Origin of the sequence: Mycolicibacterium gilvum, assembly GCF_900454025.1 — a bacterium.
Taxonomy (GTDB): Bacteria; Actinomycetota; Actinomycetes; order Mycobacteriales; family Mycobacteriaceae; genus Mycobacterium; species Mycobacterium gilvum.
Genome location: NZ_UGQM01000001.1, coordinates 2,923,909 through 2,937,206, shown reverse-complemented (window position 1 = coordinate 2,937,206; position 13,298 = coordinate 2,923,909). Strand labels below are relative to the sequence as shown.

Below are 13,298 nucleotides of genomic sequence, written 5' to 3'. Positions count from 1 at the left end.
CAATACCCCCGGCACCCACCTGGCCTCCTCCGGCTAAAGGGCAGGTCAAGCCTACTTCTCTCTGTCGGGCTGACAGGATTTGAACCTGCGACCACTTGACCCCCAGTCAAGTGCGCTACCAAGCTGCGCCACAGCCCGCGGTGCCTCCCGGGATCGCCGGTAGGCGGTCGAAAGCTTACATCAGCGTGACACCGGAATCCCAACCGCATGGTCACCCCCGCCACCGGGCATCCCGACGACGTGAGCACCGACGACACTCCCCTGTGGTTGTTCGCCGACCAGCTCGGTCCGGCCGTCCACGGTGGCGAGCACGCCCACCGTGAGGTCCTCTTGGTCGAAGCAACCGCCGCGTTGCGCAAACGGCGCTACCACCGCCAGAAACTGCACCTGGTTCTGTCCGCGCTGCGCCACGCCGCCCACGATCTCAGTGACCGCGCGACCCTGCTCCGCGCCGATACCTACACCGACGCCCTGGAGACCTTCAAGCGGCCCGTCCTCGTCCACGAACCCACCTCGCACGCCGCCGAGAGGTTCGTCCACCGACTCAAGGAACGGGGCCTGGTCGCCGACATCCTGCCGACCCCCACATTCGCGCTACCGCGCAAAGATTTTCAGGACTGGGCGGGAAAACGAACCCGTTTTCGGATGGAGGACTTCTACCGCGACCAACGGCGCCGCTTCGACGTCCTGATGGACGGCAACGAGCCCGTCGGCAACCGGTGGAACTACGACGAGGACAACCGGGAACCCCCGCCGAAGAAGCAGACGACGCTCGACGTGCCGGCTCCCTACAAACCTCGCGAGGACGACATCGACGCCCGGGTCCGAGAGGATCTCGACGCGATGAACCTCGATACCGTCGGCGTCGACGGGCCCCGCCTGTTCGCCGTCACGCCCGCCGAGGCCAAGCGCGCACTCTCCCGGTTCGTCGAGCACCGTCTCCCCCACTTCGGCCGCTACGAGGACGCGATGATGGGCCAGGACTGGGCCATGTCGCACTCACTGCTGTCGGTGCCGCTCAACCTCGGCGTCCTGCACCCGCTGGACGCCGTCGAGGCTGCGGAACGGGCCTACCGCGACAAGCAGGCACCCCTGGCGGCGGTCGAGGGCTTCATCCGGCAGATCCTCGGCTGGCGCGAGTACATGTGGCATCTCTACTGGCATTTCGGACCGGACTACACGCAGAAGAACGAACTGAACGCCCGTACGCCGCTACCGGACTGGTGGGCCGACCTCGACGCCGACGCCGTCACCGCGCAATGCCTGCACCACGCGCTCAAAGGTGTCCGCGACCGCGGCTGGACCCACCACATCCAGCGCCTGATGATCCTCGGCAGCCACGCGCTGCAGCGCGGTTACCGGCCGGACGAACTCACCGAATGGTTCGCGACCGCCTACGTCGACGGCTTCCGCTGGGTGATGCCCACCAACGTCGTCGGCATGAGCCAGCACGCCGACGGCGGACTGCTGGCCACCAAGCCGTACACCTCCGGCGGCGCCTACATCAACAAGATGAGCGATCACTGTGGCGACTGCCCCTACGACCCGAAGAAGCGCCTCGGTGAGGACGCGTGCCCCTTCACGGCCGGCTACTGGGCATTCACCCACCGCCACCGCGACCGGCTCGCGAAGAACATGCGGACGCGACGGGCGGTGTCGTCGATGGAGCGGCTCGGCGACCTCGAGGCGGTGCTGGAACAGGAGTCAGCGCGTGATGGTTTCTGACGCCGCGTCCGGCGTCGCACCGGGCGCCATGTCGGCGCCTTCCGGCGCGAATCTCGGTGCCCGCGACACCCGCCACGCGTACACCACCAGCGATACCCACGCGACGACGATCAGCGTGTAGATCGCGGTCGACCACGGCCACTGGATGTCGAAGAAGTGCACCAGCTTCTGGCTGTTCGTCAGCACGATCACGCCGCCGACCGCGGTGCCCAGCAGCGCGGGGCTGATCCGGCTGACCAACCAGGCCGCGAACGGAGCGGCGATCACGCCGCCGACCATGAGACCGACGACCACCGGCCAGTTCTCCAGGAACTCCTGGCGCAGGCCGATCAGGAAGCCCAGCGACGCCGACACCGCCACCAGGAACTCCGACGCGCTGACAGACCCGATCACGGTCCGCGGCGCCGTCTTGCCCTGCGACAGCAGCGTGCTGGTGGTGACGGGCCCCCAGCCACCGCCGCCCGAGGCGTCGATGAAGCCACCGAACAACCCCAGGGGCGCAAGGAACTTCGTGCTGTGGCTGGCTCCCCTGGCCCCGAAGGTCAGCGGGGTGCGCAACGAGAACCGCAACAGCACATAGGTGCCGATGGCCACGAGGATGCCCGCCATCAGCGGGGTGGCGTGCTCGGTCGACAGCGACGAGAGCACCGTCGCGCCGAGGAACGCGCCGACCGCACCCGGCCCGCCCAGCTTGAGCACCAACGCCCAGTCGATGTTCTTGAACTTCCAGTGCGAGAGCCCGGACGCGAAGGTGGTCCCGACCTCGGCGAGATGCACCGCCGCACTGGCCTGGGCCGCGCCGACGCCCGAGAGCACCAGCAGGGTGGTGGCCGTGACGCCGAAGGCCATCCCCAGGGCGCCGTCGACGAGCTGGGCGCCTGCACCGACAAGGGTGAAGATGAGAAGCGAACGCATGGCTGCCTTCGGGGGCTGTGGTCACCGCAGGTGACCGTAAGGACGGGTGGGGGCGCGTCAGGGACGCGGACAACACCACTCGTCGAAAGCCATCAGGCGCCGCGACGGCCAGAATCCCTCAAGAGCGGACACATCGGACGGCGCCGGCGTGATGAGCACGCGATCAGCCATTCGACGGTTCCCTACTGTGAGCCTGCAAAACCTCGGTCAGCCTACACCGTCAGCAGACGCCACAGCCCGACGAGGCCCACCACGACGATCACCGCGCGCAGCGCGGTGGGTGAGAGACGGCGCCCGTAATGGGCGCCCAGGAACCCGCCGATCAGCGAGCCGACGGCGATCAGCCCCGCGGCGGCCCAGCTGATCCTGTCGAACGCCACCACCGTGTAGCCCACCGCGGCGACGATGTTCACGACCAGCGACAGCAGGTTCTTCGCGGCGTTCATCCGCTGCATGTCCTCGGGCAGCAACGCCCCCATCACCGCGATCAGCAGGATCCCCTGCGCCGCGGTGAAGTAGCCGCCGTACACGCCGACGAGGAATGTTCCGGCGACCAGCGCCGTCATCCGGGCGGCCGACACATGGTCGGCGGAGCGTCCGTCGGCCTCGGCGCGGGTCTTCGCCCAGTTCTGGATCCGAGGGCCCAGCACCACCAGCACGAGCGCGAGGACCAGCAGGCCGGGCACGACCTGAATGAACACCCGCTCAGGCAGATGCAGCAGCAGCCAGGCACCGCCGGCCGCGCCGATGAACGACGCCGGCAACTGCCACCGCAGCCTGTCCCACTGACCGCGCAGTTCGCGGCGGTATCCCCAGGTTCCCGACACACCGCCGGCGACAAGGCCGACCGCGTTCGACATCGTCGCGGTCACGGGCGGAAAACCCAGCGTCACCAGCGTCGGGAAGGTGATCAGCGTGCCGGAACCCACGATGGCGTTGATCGCACCCGCTCCGACACCGGCGACGGCGATGAGGACCATCTCAAGGACAGACACTCGACCGACCCTATCGGGGTGGGCCGGTCCGGATCACCGACGGGACTTCGGGCCCCGCTTCTCGCGCACACGCACATTGATCCGGATCGGGCTGCCCTCGAAGCCGAAGGTCTCGCGCAGCCGCCGTTCCAGGAACCGGCGGTACCCGGCCTCCAGGAAGCCGGACGTGAACAGCACGAAGGTGGGCGGACGCGAGGTCGCCTGCGTCGCGAACAGGATCCTGGGCTGCTTGCCCCCACGGACCGGCGGCGGCGTCGCGGCGACCACCTCTTTGAGGAACGTGTTCAGCTGGCCGGTGGTGATGCGCTTGTCCCAGGACGCCAGCGAGGTCTCCAGCGCCGGCACCAGTTTCTGTACCGCGCGGCCCGTCTTCGCCGAGATGTTCACCCGCGGCGCCCACTGCAGCTGCGCGAGCTGCAGATCGATCTCGCGGTCGAGCAGATAGCGACGGTCCTCGTCGACCAGATCCCACTTGTTGAACGCCAGCACCAGCGCCCGGCCGGCCTCGATCACCATGGACAGCACCCGCTGGTCCTGTTCGGTGAGCGGCTGCGAGGCGTCGATCAACACGATCGCGACCTCAGCGGAGTCGATCGCGCCGTGCGTGCGCACCGACGCGTAGAACTCGTGACCGCTGGCCTGTCCGACCTTGCGGCGCAGGCCGGCGGTGTCGACGAAGCGCCAGAGCTTGCCGTCCATCTCGATGAGCGAGTCGACGGGGTCGACGGTGGTTCCGGCGACGTCGTGCACCACGGATCGCTCGTCGCCCGAAAGCCGGTTCAGCAGAGACGATTTGCCGACGTTCGGCTTACCTACCAACGCGACGCGGCGCGGACCGCCGCCGCCACCGGCGTTGACCTCCGAGATCGTCGGTAGTTCCTCGATCACCCGATCGAGCAGGTCGGCGACCCCGCGGCCGTGCATCGCGCTGATCGGGTGCGGCTCCCCCAGACCCAACGACCAGAGCGCGGCGGCGTCGGCCTCCCCACGCTCGTTGTCGACCTTGTTGGCCGCGAGGAATACCGGTTTTCCGGAGCGCTGCAACAGTTTTGCGGCGGCTTCGTCCGCGGTGGTGGCCCCGACGACGGCGTCGACGACGAAGATGATCGCGTCGGCGGTGCGCATCGCCACCGAGGCCTGGTCGGCGACGAGTTGCTGCAGCCCTTTGGCGTCGGGTTCCCACCCGCCGGTGTCCTGGACGACGAACTTCTGGCCCAGCCAGCTCGCGTCGTAGGAGACCCGGTCCCGGGTCACGCCGGGAATGTCCTGCACGACGGCCTCGCGGCGTCCGAGGATGCGGTTGACCAGGGTCGACTTCCCGACATTGGGCCTGCCGACGACGGCCAGCACCGGCGGTGGCGCGGAGGCCTCCTCGACGGCGGCGGCCACCTCGTCGGCGTCGGCGCCGAGTTCCCAGTCCCCTTCGTCGAACCAGACGCCGTCACCGCCGGACTGATCGTCCTCGCCGGTCATCGGGACACCCCCGCTCTCTGCTCGACGAGTTCGGCCAGGTGCGCGACGACCTCGGGTTGATTCATGTCGCTGGTGTCGACCACGATCGCGTCGTCGGCGGCCCGCAGCGGTGACACGGCGCGGGTCGAGTCGAGGTGATCACGGCGCCGGACATCGGCCAGCACCGACTCGTAGTCCCCGGGCCGGCCGTTGGCGATGTTCTGGTCGGTACGCCGCTGCGCACGCACCTCCGCGGACGCGGTCAGGAAGATCTTCACGTCGGCGTCGGGCAGCACCACGGTCCCGATGTCGCGGCCCTCGACGACGACATTTCCTGCCGCCGCGGCGAGTTGACGCTGGATCTCGACCAGACGGGCGCGTACCGCCGGAACCGCGGAGACCGCCGAGACGGCCTTGGTGACCGCGTCGCCGCGGATCTCGGCCGACACGTCGGCGCCGGCGAGCAGGAAACGGTCCTCGTCCGGGTCGTAGCCGACGGCCAGATCCACCTCAGCCGTCGCCGCCGCGATCGCCGCGGCGTCACCCAGATCGACCCCCGCACGCAGCGCGTTGAGCGTCACGATCCGGTACATCGCGCCGGTGTCGAGGTAGCTGGCATTCAACGAACGCGCCAAACCCTTTGCCACCGAGGACTTTCCGGTTCCCGCGGGACCGTCGATCGCGATCACCAGAGAACGGCTCACAGACCCACCGCCTTGTACAGTTCGCCGATCTCCTTCTGCGTGAGCGCGCGGATGCTCCCGGGCCGCTGATCGCCGAGGGAAACCCCGCCGATGTCGGTCCGCACCAGGTTCTGCACCGGGAAGCCGACTTCGGCCAGCAGCCGTCGCACGATGTGCTTGCGCCCCTCGTGCAGCGTGACGCGGACCAGCGTGCGACCGGGCGTGGTGTCGACCAACGCGAAATCGTCGACCTGCACCGGACCGTCGTCGAGTTCGACGCCCTCGCGCAACTTGCGGCCGAGCCCGCGCGGAACCGAACCGAGCACCGTCGCGACGTAGGACTTGGGCACCTCGTAGGACGGGTGCATCAGCCGGTGGGCGAGCTCGCCGTCGTTGGTCAGCAGCAGCAGCCCCTCGGTGTCGGCGTCCAGACGTCCGACGTGAAACAGCTTCTTGTTACCACGAACCCGATGTTCGACGAGGTCGCCGACGCACGGCCGGCCGCGGTCGTCGGACATCGTCGAGTGCATGCCGCGCGGCTTGTTGATGGCCAGGTGCACCAGCGTGTCGTCGACGGTGATGCGGGCGCCGTCGACGCGAATCACCGACTCCGCCGGGTCGACACGGGTACCGAGCTCGGTGACGATCCGATCGTCGACCTCGACCCGGCCGTCGCGGATCATCTTCTCCGCGACACGGCGGGACGCAATTCCGGCCTGGGACAACACCTTCTGCAGGCGTACTCCGTCGTTGTCTGTCATGTCAGTCCTGATCCACGTCGATGGCCGCCGGCGCCTCGGGAGCGGACGCGCCGTTGAGTTTCATGAAACGAGGCTCGTCGCTGAGGGTTTCACTGAGATCGTCGATCACGTCGACGTCCGGTAGCAGAGGTGCGATGTCGGGCAGGTCGGTCAGCGACGTCAGCCCGAGCCGCTCGAGGAACAGCTCGGTGGTCGCGAACGTGACAGCCCCGGAGTCCGCGTCGGTACCCGCCTCGGTGATCAGCCCGCGCGCCATCAGCGTCCGCATCACCGCGTCGACGTTGACGCCACGGACCGCGCTGACCCGGGCGCGGGTGACCGGCTGGCGGTAGGCGACCACCGCGAGGGTCTCCAGCGCGGCGCGGGTAAGCTTCGAGCGAGCGCCGTCGAGCAGCAGCTTCTCCACATACGGCGCATACCGCGACCTGGTGTACATCCGCCATCCGCCCGCGGCTTCGCGCAGATCGATGCCGCTGTCGCGGGCGGCGTATCCGTCGGCGAGCACCTGCAGCCTGGCCGCGACCCGCGCCGAGGGCGCGTCGATGACACCGGCAAGTGTGTCCACTGTCACCGGTGTGTCGACCACGAGAAGCAGGGCTTCGAGCACCGAGTCCAGCTCGGTGTCGTCGAGTTCGACGGCCGGCGCGTCATCGGTCTCGTCGATCACATCTGTTTCGGGGTCGACGTCGGTGACCGCGTCGGGCGCAGTGCCGGTCGAAATGTCTTCTGTCATAGTCTTTTCTATTCCGCGTCAGCGGTCGCCAACTGTTGGCTGTCCGGCCGCTCCCCTGTCCACGAGATCTGGAGCACGCCAAGCGCCTCTGGCTGGGAGAATGTTACCGCCCGCGCCCGGTACAACTCGAGGAGCGCGAGGAAGCGCCCGACGATCTCGATCGGGACCTGGCAGTCCGAGACGAGATCGGTGAACGATGCCCACTGGCCGATCCCCCGCCGCTCGAGCAGCGCGATCAGGTTCGCCGCCTGCTGGGGTACCGAGACAGACACCTGGTGCAGATGGTCGAGACCGACGGACGGGACAGGGCGGGGCGTGAACGCCGCGGCGGCGATCTCCGCGAACCGAGTCGCATCGACGCCGAGCATCACCTCGGGCAGCAGATCCGAGTACCGGTCCTCCAGCGACACCGCCCGCGGGTAGCTGCGCATCGCCGCGGCTTCCAGTTCGGCGAACATCTCGGCGACGTGCTTGAACGCCCGGTACTGCAGGAGCCGCGCGAACAACAGGTCCCGCACCTCGAGCAGGGCAAGATCCTCTTCGTCGTGGATCTCACCGGCGGGCAGCAGTCGGGCGGCCTTGAGGTCGAGGAGCGTCGCGGCGACCACCAGGAACGACGTCGTCTCGTCGAGACCCAACTGGGGGCCGATCTGCTTGGTGTACGCGATGAACTCGTCGGTGACCTGGTGCAGCGCGACCTCGGTGACGTCGAGCCGGTGCCCGAAGATGAGCTGCAGCAGCAGGTCGAACGGCCCCTCGAAGTTGCTCAGCCGGACCTGGAATCCGGCGGGGGTCGACTCGGTGGCGGGCTCGTCCGGGCTGACGGGCTCGCTCACGCGCCGAACCGGTGGATGACCTCACGCGCCAGCGCCCGATACGCCTCGGCGCCAGCCGATTTCGGCGCCCAGGTGGTGATCGGCTCGCCCGCGACGCTGGTCTCGGGAAATCGGACGGTACGGGTGATGACGGTGTCGAACACCAGATCGCCGAACCGTTCGACGACGCGGGCCATCACCTCGCGCGCGTTGACGGTGCGATTGTCGTAGCGGGTGATCAGGATCCCGCTGATCTCCAGCTTCGGGTTGAGCCTGTCGTGCACCTTCTCGACGGTGTCGGTCAGCAGCGCCAGGCCGCGCAACGAGAAGAACTCGCACTCGGTCGGGATGACGACGCCGTCGCTGCACGCCAGCCCGTTGACCGTCAGCAGCCCCAGCGACGGCTGGCAGTCGATCAGCACGTAGTCGTAGCGGTCCAGCACCGGATACAGCGCCCGGGCCAGCGTCTGCTCGCGACCGACCTCGTTGACGAGCTGGATCTCGGCGGCCGACAGGTCGATGTTGCTCGGCACCAGATCCAGCCCGGGCACGCGGGTCTTGATCAGCACCTGGTCGATCGACACCCTCGGTTCGACCAGCAGGTTGTGCACGGTGTGCTCGAGCTCGTAGTGCGGCACACCCAGACCCGCCGACAGCGCGCCCTGAGGGTCGAGGTCGACCAGCAGCACCCGTCTGCCGTACTCGGCGAGGCTGGCACCCAGGTTGATCGTCGAGGTCGTCTTGCCGACGCCGCCCTTCTGGTTGCACATCGCGATGACCTTGGCCGGTCCGTGGGACGTGCGGGGTGCGGGTTCGGGGATCTGCCGGGGTAGCCGCCCGGTCAGCCCTGGTGTCGGTTCGGGGTCCGGGGCCACCGCCGGTGCGGCTGGCGCGTCTACCGGGGCGGGAGTGCCCGTCGGGTCGGTCATGCCGGACCGTCGCTGGTCAGGCAACCTGCAGGCATGGCGGACATCCGGGCAAGTTTAACGGTGAGAGACGGATCGGTGAGGCAGACCCGCAGGCAAGACCGGATCCGGCGTCTATTCTGACGCCATGAACGCCTTTCGGCGGTGGGCGCGGCTTGCGCTCGGTATGCGGTCGTTCGTGCGCACCGGCCAGATGGGCGACGGCAGGGAGAGCGCGTGCGCCGGCCACGTCGAGACCCACGCCGCACCCGGCGACATCGATGCAGTGCTCTCGGCGATCGACGCGTTCGCCGTCCAGAAGGCCGTGCTGGTCAATGTCGGAGTCGAAAAGGGTGCGCTGCTCGACGCCGCGGTGCGTCGGGCGGACCCGGCCCTGGCTCTGGAACTGGGCACCTACTGCGGGTACAGCGCCCTGCGGATCGCCCGGGCCGCTCCGTCGTCACGCGTGCTCTCCGTCGAGTTCTCCGCCGCCAACGCCGAGGTCGCGCGACGGATCTGGACCCACGCCGGGGTGGCCGACCGCGTCACCTGCGTCGTCGGCACCCTCGGCGACGGCGGACGCACCCTCGACACCCTCGCCGGCGAACACGGCGTCGGCCCCGGCAGCGTCGACCTGCTGTTCATCGACCACGACAAGAGCGCCTACCTGTCCGATCTGCTGAGCATCGAGCAGCGCGGCTGGCTGCACCGCGGGTCGCTCGTGGTCGCCGACAACGTGCGGATCCCCGGCGCCCCGGAGTACCGGCGCTACATGCGCGAGCACGAGGGCACCCGCTGGCACACCGTCGAGCACAAGACGCACGTCGAGTACCAGTCGTTGCTCCCGGACCTGGTGCTGGAGTCGGAGTACCTGGTCGGCAGTTAGCGTGCGCGCGGGTGCGCGCCGGCCCACACCTCGCGCAGGGCGTTCACCGTGACCATCGTGTAGATCTGCGTCGTGGTGACCGAGGCGTGGCCCAGCAACTCCTGCACGACGCGCACGTCGGCGCCGCCGTCGAGCAGATGCGTCGCGAACGAGTGCCGCAGCACGTGCGGCGACACCGTCGCGGTCACCCCGGCGCGTCCGGCGGCGTCCTGCAGCACCTGCCAGGCACTCTGGCGTGACAGGCGTCCGCCGCGGGCATTGAGGAAGATCGCCGGCGTCCCACGGCCCCGGCGTGCCAGGTCGGGACGGCCACGAACCAGGTAGGTCTCCAGCGCCGTCACAGCGGGACGCCCGATCGGGATCAGTCGCTGCTTTCCCCCCTTGCCGCGCAGCAGCACCGATCGGGCCGAGGTGTCAACGTCGTCGATGTCGAGCCCGACGGCCTCGGAGATGCGGGCGCCCGTCGAATACAGCAGTTCCAGCAGGGCCCGGTTGCGCAGCGTCAGCGGCGAGTCCGCCTCGCTGTCTCCGCCGGCGGCCTCCAGCAACGCCAGCACCTCGTCGATGCTCAGGCTCTTGGGCAGCCGGCGGCTCGGGGTCGGGGGTTTGACGTCGCGCGCCACATCGATCGCCGCGATGCCCTCCGCGGCGGCGAACCGGTGCAACCCCCGCACCGCGATCAGCGCTCTGGCCGCCGACACCGCCGACAGAGGCACCACTCCGCCGTCGGGGTCGCCGAGGCGCAACGCCACCAGGAACTCACTGACGTCGGTCTCGGTCACCGCGGCCAGATCGCCGACGCCGCGGGCCTTCAGATGCTCGGCGTAGCGCCTCAGGTCGCGCCGGTAAGAGCTCAGCGTGTTGGCGGCGACCCCGCGTTCGATCGCGAGGTGGTCGAGGTAGCCCTGGAGCTGTCCGTCCAGGACCGCTCCGACGCCCACCGTCGACGCGTCGGTCACGAATGTCCCAACCGGCGGCCCAGCGCCTGCGGCCGGTCCACCCACGGCGCATCCACCGGCCGCAGTGCGTCGGTGCCGGTCATGGTGTGCGCGGCCAGGATTCCCGCGACCGCGATCGAGTTGACGATGTCACCGGAGAAGACCCGGGCGACGGCCTCGGCGAGGTCGACGCGGCGCACCGCCAGATCCGCTTCCTCGTCGTGGGCTTCGGGACGGTCGACGTCACTCAATCCGGTCGCCAGGAAGATGCGCACGCTCTCGTCACAGAATCCCGGTGCGGAGTCGATGTCCACCAGCGTCCACCAGTCGCGGGCCGCCAGACCGACCTCTTCGACGAGTTCGCGGGCGGCGGTGACGTGCGGATCCTCGCCGGCGGAATCCAGCAGACCCGCCGGCAGTTCCCACAGTCTCCTGCCGAACGCATGCCGGTACTGGTGGACGAGGACGACGCGGCCCTCGTCGTCGAGCGCGACCACGGCGACCGCACCGAAGTGTTCGACGACCTCGCGGCGAGCGGTGCCGCCGCCGGGCATGCGCACCTCGTCCCCGCGCAGCGCCAGGATCTTGCCGACGTAGACCGTTTCCGAAGCGGCAGTGGAGAACTCGTGGAGACCGGGTTCGTCCTCAGCCACGGGCCGGGGCGTCCTCGAGGGCGTGCTCGGCCCCGTTGGATTGATGGTCGGCCGTCGGAATTGCTGGAATGTCTACGGGCAGGCGTTCCCCGTTGTTGTACTCCACCGCCGCGCCGACGAACGCGACGAACAGCGGATGCGGGCGAGTCGGCCGGCTCTTGAGCTCGGGGTGGGCCTGCGTGCCCACGAGGAACGGATGCACGTCGGCCGGGTATTCGACGAACTCGACGAGGTGCCCGTCGGGTGAGGTCCCCGAGAACTGCAGTCCGCTCTCGGCGATCCGCTCCCGGTAGGCGTTGTTGACCTCGTAGCGGTGCCGGTGCCGTTCGGACACCTCGGTCGCGTCGTAGGCCTTGGCCACCAACGAATTCTTCTGCAGCACCGCCGGATACGCCCCCAGCCGCATGGTGCCCCCGAGGTCGGCCTCGCCGGCGACCGCGTCACGCTGATCGGCCATCGTCGAGATCACCGGGTCGGGGGTGTCGGGGTCGAACTCCGCGGAGCTGGCCTCGGTCAGGCCGACCGACCGGGCTGCCTCGATGACGATGCACTGCAGCCCCAGGCACAGCCCGAGCAAAGGCAGGCCCCGCTTGCGCGCGTAGCGGATCGCGCCGACCTTCCCCTCGATGCCGCGGATCCCGAAGCCGCCGGGAATGAGCACGCCGTCGACATCGGAGAGCGCGGTCGCGGCGCCGACGTCGGTTTCGCAGTCATCGGACGGAATCCAGCGGATCTCCACCTTGGCGTGATGGGCGAAGCCGCCCGCCCGCAGCGCCTCGGCGACCGACAGGTAGGCGTCGGAAAGGTCGATGTACTTGCCCACCAACGCGATTCGCACCGTTTCCCGGGGCTCGTGGACGCGGTGGAGCAGGTCGTTCCACTGGGTCCAGTCGACGTCGCGGAACGCGAGATTGAGCCGGCGCACCACGTAGGCGTCGAGTTCCTCGCGGTGCAGCACCTTCGGGATGTCATAGATCGACGGGGCATCCGGGGTCGAGATGACACCGTCGATGTCGACGTCACACATCAACGCGATCTTGTTCTTCAACGACTCGGGGACGTCGCGGTCGCAGCGCAGGATCAGCGCGTCGGGCTGGATACCGATGCTGCGCAGCGCGGCGACCGAGTGCTGGGTCGGCTTGGTCTTGAGCTCACCCGACGGTGCCATGAACGGCACCAGCGAGCAGTGCAGGAAGAAGCAGTTCTCGCGGCCGACCTCGTGGCGCACCTGCCGGGCCGCCTCCAGGAACGGCAGCGACTCGATGTCGCCGACGGTGCCGCCGACCTCGGTGATGACGACGTCAGGCCGGTTGCCGTCCTCGTCGGGCTCGGCCATCTCCAGGACCCGCCGCTTGATCTCGTCGGTGATGTGCGGGATCACCTGCACCGTGTCGCCGAGGTACTCACCACGGCGCTCCTTGGCGATCACCGTCGAATACACCTGCCCGGTGGTGACATTGGCAGACCCCGACAGATTGCGGTCGAGGAAGCGTTCGTAGTGACCGACGTCGAGGTCGGTCTCGGCTCCGTCCTCGGTAACGAAGACCTCGCCGTGCTGGAACGGGTTCATCGTGCCCGGGTCGACGTTGAGGTAGGGGTCGAGCTTCTGCATCGTGACCTGCAGGCCCCGCGCGGTCAGGAGCTGGCCGAGGCTCGACGCCGTGAGCCCCTTGCCGAGCGACGACACCACACCACCGGTGACGAAGAGGTGCTTGGTGGCCGTGTGCGGGTGCTTGCGTAGAGCGGGCAAGAACTACCTCCGTGATGACCGGGCAGGGCTTGTTCGGTATGGGTCCTCAACGCGCTGAAAACCCGTTTTGGGGCCTGCCGACCCACG

Annotated in this window: 13 protein-coding genes and 1 tRNA gene; 2 read left to right on the top strand and 12 right to left on the bottom strand. The window is 68.8% G+C overall.

Annotated features, from left to right (window positions below):
- Positions 1–64: 64 nt before the first annotated feature.
- Positions 65–138 (bottom strand) — tRNA-Pro (locus DYE23_RS14000).
- A 69-nt stretch (positions 139–207) separates the two neighbouring features.
- Between DYE23_RS14000 and DYE23_RS13995 the strand changes: the two genes are divergently transcribed.
- Complete coding sequence (locus tag DYE23_RS13995) at positions 208–1,725, top strand: cryptochrome/photolyase family protein (RefSeq protein WP_115327441.1); 1,518 nt, start codon at positions 208–210, stop codon at positions 1,723–1,725.
- Here DYE23_RS13995 and DYE23_RS13990 read toward each other — a convergent pair.
- The 8 genes from DYE23_RS13990 to DYE23_RS13950 form a co-directional block, all read right to left on the bottom strand.
- Positions 1,705–2,640 carry a sulfite exporter TauE/SafE family protein gene (locus DYE23_RS13990; RefSeq protein ID WP_115327440.1) on the bottom strand — a complete coding sequence of 312 codons (936 nt, stop codon included), beginning with the start codon at positions 2,638–2,640 and terminating at the stop codon, positions 1,705–1,707. The genes DYE23_RS13995 and DYE23_RS13990 overlap by 21 nt on opposite strands.
- Before the next feature lie 212 nt (positions 2,641–2,852).
- Complete coding sequence (locus DYE23_RS13980) at positions 2,853–3,620, bottom strand: sulfite exporter TauE/SafE family protein (RefSeq protein ID WP_172527917.1); 768 nt, start codon at positions 3,618–3,620, stop codon at positions 2,853–2,855.
- A gap of 48 nt (positions 3,621–3,668) precedes the next feature.
- A complete protein-coding gene (gene der, locus DYE23_RS13975; RefSeq protein ID WP_115327437.1) occupies positions 3,669–5,108 on the bottom strand; it encodes a ribosome biogenesis GTPase Der in 1,440 nt (479 codons plus the stop codon).
- Positions 5,105–5,791: a (d)CMP kinase gene (gene cmk / locus DYE23_RS13970; protein WP_115327436.1), complete on the bottom strand. Its 687-nt coding sequence runs from the start codon at positions 5,789–5,791 to the stop codon at positions 5,105–5,107. The genes der and cmk overlap by 4 nt, the downstream gene beginning before the upstream one ends.
- Positions 5,788–6,531, bottom strand: coding sequence for a pseudouridine synthase (locus DYE23_RS13965; protein ID WP_011894353.1), 744 nt, complete (start codon positions 6,529–6,531; stop codon positions 5,788–5,790). The genes cmk and DYE23_RS13965 overlap by 4 nt, the downstream gene beginning before the upstream one ends.
- Before the next feature lies 1 nt (position 6,532).
- Positions 6,533–7,264, bottom strand: a complete 732-nt coding sequence (scpB, locus tag DYE23_RS13960; protein ID WP_115327435.1) for an SMC-Scp complex subunit ScpB — start codon at positions 7,262–7,264, stop codon at positions 6,533–6,535.
- 8 nt (positions 7,265–7,272) lie between these two features.
- On the bottom strand, positions 7,273–8,100 hold the full coding sequence (locus DYE23_RS13955) for a segregation/condensation protein A (protein ID WP_011894355.1): 828 nt from the start codon (positions 8,098–8,100) through the stop codon (positions 7,273–7,275).
- Entirely contained in the window at positions 8,097–9,008 is a 912-nt protein-coding gene (locus tag DYE23_RS13950; RefSeq protein WP_115327434.1) for a ParA family protein, read from the bottom strand. Before DYE23_RS13950 ends, DYE23_RS13955 begins: the two co-directional genes overlap by 4 nt.
- Before the next feature lie 124 nt (positions 9,009–9,132).
- On the opposite strand from DYE23_RS13950, the gene DYE23_RS13945 reads away from it, so the two are divergent.
- Positions 9,133–9,870: an O-methyltransferase gene (locus DYE23_RS13945; protein WP_115327433.1), complete on the top strand. Its 738-nt coding sequence runs from the start codon at positions 9,133–9,135 to the stop codon at positions 9,868–9,870.
- Here the strand turns inward: DYE23_RS13945 and xerD are convergent.
- The 3 genes from xerD to pyrG are packed head-to-tail and all read right to left on the bottom strand — an operon-like array spanning position 9,867 to position 13,211.
- Positions 9,867–10,829 carry a site-specific tyrosine recombinase XerD gene (gene xerD / locus DYE23_RS13940; RefSeq protein WP_013471744.1) on the bottom strand — a complete coding sequence of 321 codons (963 nt, stop codon included), beginning with the start codon at positions 10,827–10,829 and terminating at the stop codon, positions 9,867–9,869. The two genes, DYE23_RS13945 and xerD, sit on opposite strands and share 4 nt — an antisense overlap.
- Entirely contained in the window at positions 10,826–11,461 is a 636-nt protein-coding gene (locus DYE23_RS13935) for an NUDIX domain-containing protein (protein ID WP_011894359.1), read from the bottom strand. The genes xerD and DYE23_RS13935 overlap by 4 nt, the downstream gene beginning before the upstream one ends.
- Positions 11,454–13,211, bottom strand: coding sequence for a CTP synthase (pyrG, locus tag DYE23_RS13930; protein ID WP_099961752.1), 1,758 nt, complete (start codon positions 13,209–13,211; stop codon positions 11,454–11,456). Before pyrG ends, DYE23_RS13935 begins: the two co-directional genes overlap by 8 nt.
- Positions 13,212–13,298 lie beyond the last annotated feature (87 nt).

Bases quoted from the DNA above. Each gene is read 5' to 3' on its own strand.
- DYE23_RS13995 (WP_115327441.1), top strand. From the start codon at position 208: ATGGTCACCCCCGCCACCGGGCATCCCGACGACGTGAGCACCGACGAC.
- DYE23_RS13990 (WP_115327440.1), bottom strand. From the start codon at position 2,640: ATGCGTTCGCTTCTCATCTTCACCCTTGTCGGTGCAGGCGCCCAGCTC.
- DYE23_RS13980 (WP_172527917.1), bottom strand. From the start codon at position 3,620: ATGGTCCTCATCGCCGTCGCCGGTGTCGGAGCGGGTGCGATCAACGCC.
- der (WP_115327437.1), bottom strand. From the start codon at position 5,108: ATGACCGGCGAGGACGATCAGTCCGGCGGTGACGGCGTCTGGTTCGAC.
- DYE23_RS13965 (WP_011894353.1), bottom strand. From the start codon at position 6,531: ATGACAGACAACGACGGAGTACGCCTGCAGAAGGTGTTGTCCCAGGCC.
- scpB (WP_115327435.1), bottom strand. From the start codon at position 7,264: ATGACAGAAGACATTTCGACCGGCACTGCGCCCGACGCGGTCACCGAC.
- DYE23_RS13950 (WP_115327434.1), bottom strand. From the start codon at position 9,008: ATGACCGACCCGACGGGCACTCCCGCCCCGGTAGACGCGCCAGCCGCA.
- DYE23_RS13945 (WP_115327433.1), top strand. From the start codon at position 9,133: ATGAACGCCTTTCGGCGGTGGGCGCGGCTTGCGCTCGGTATGCGGTCG.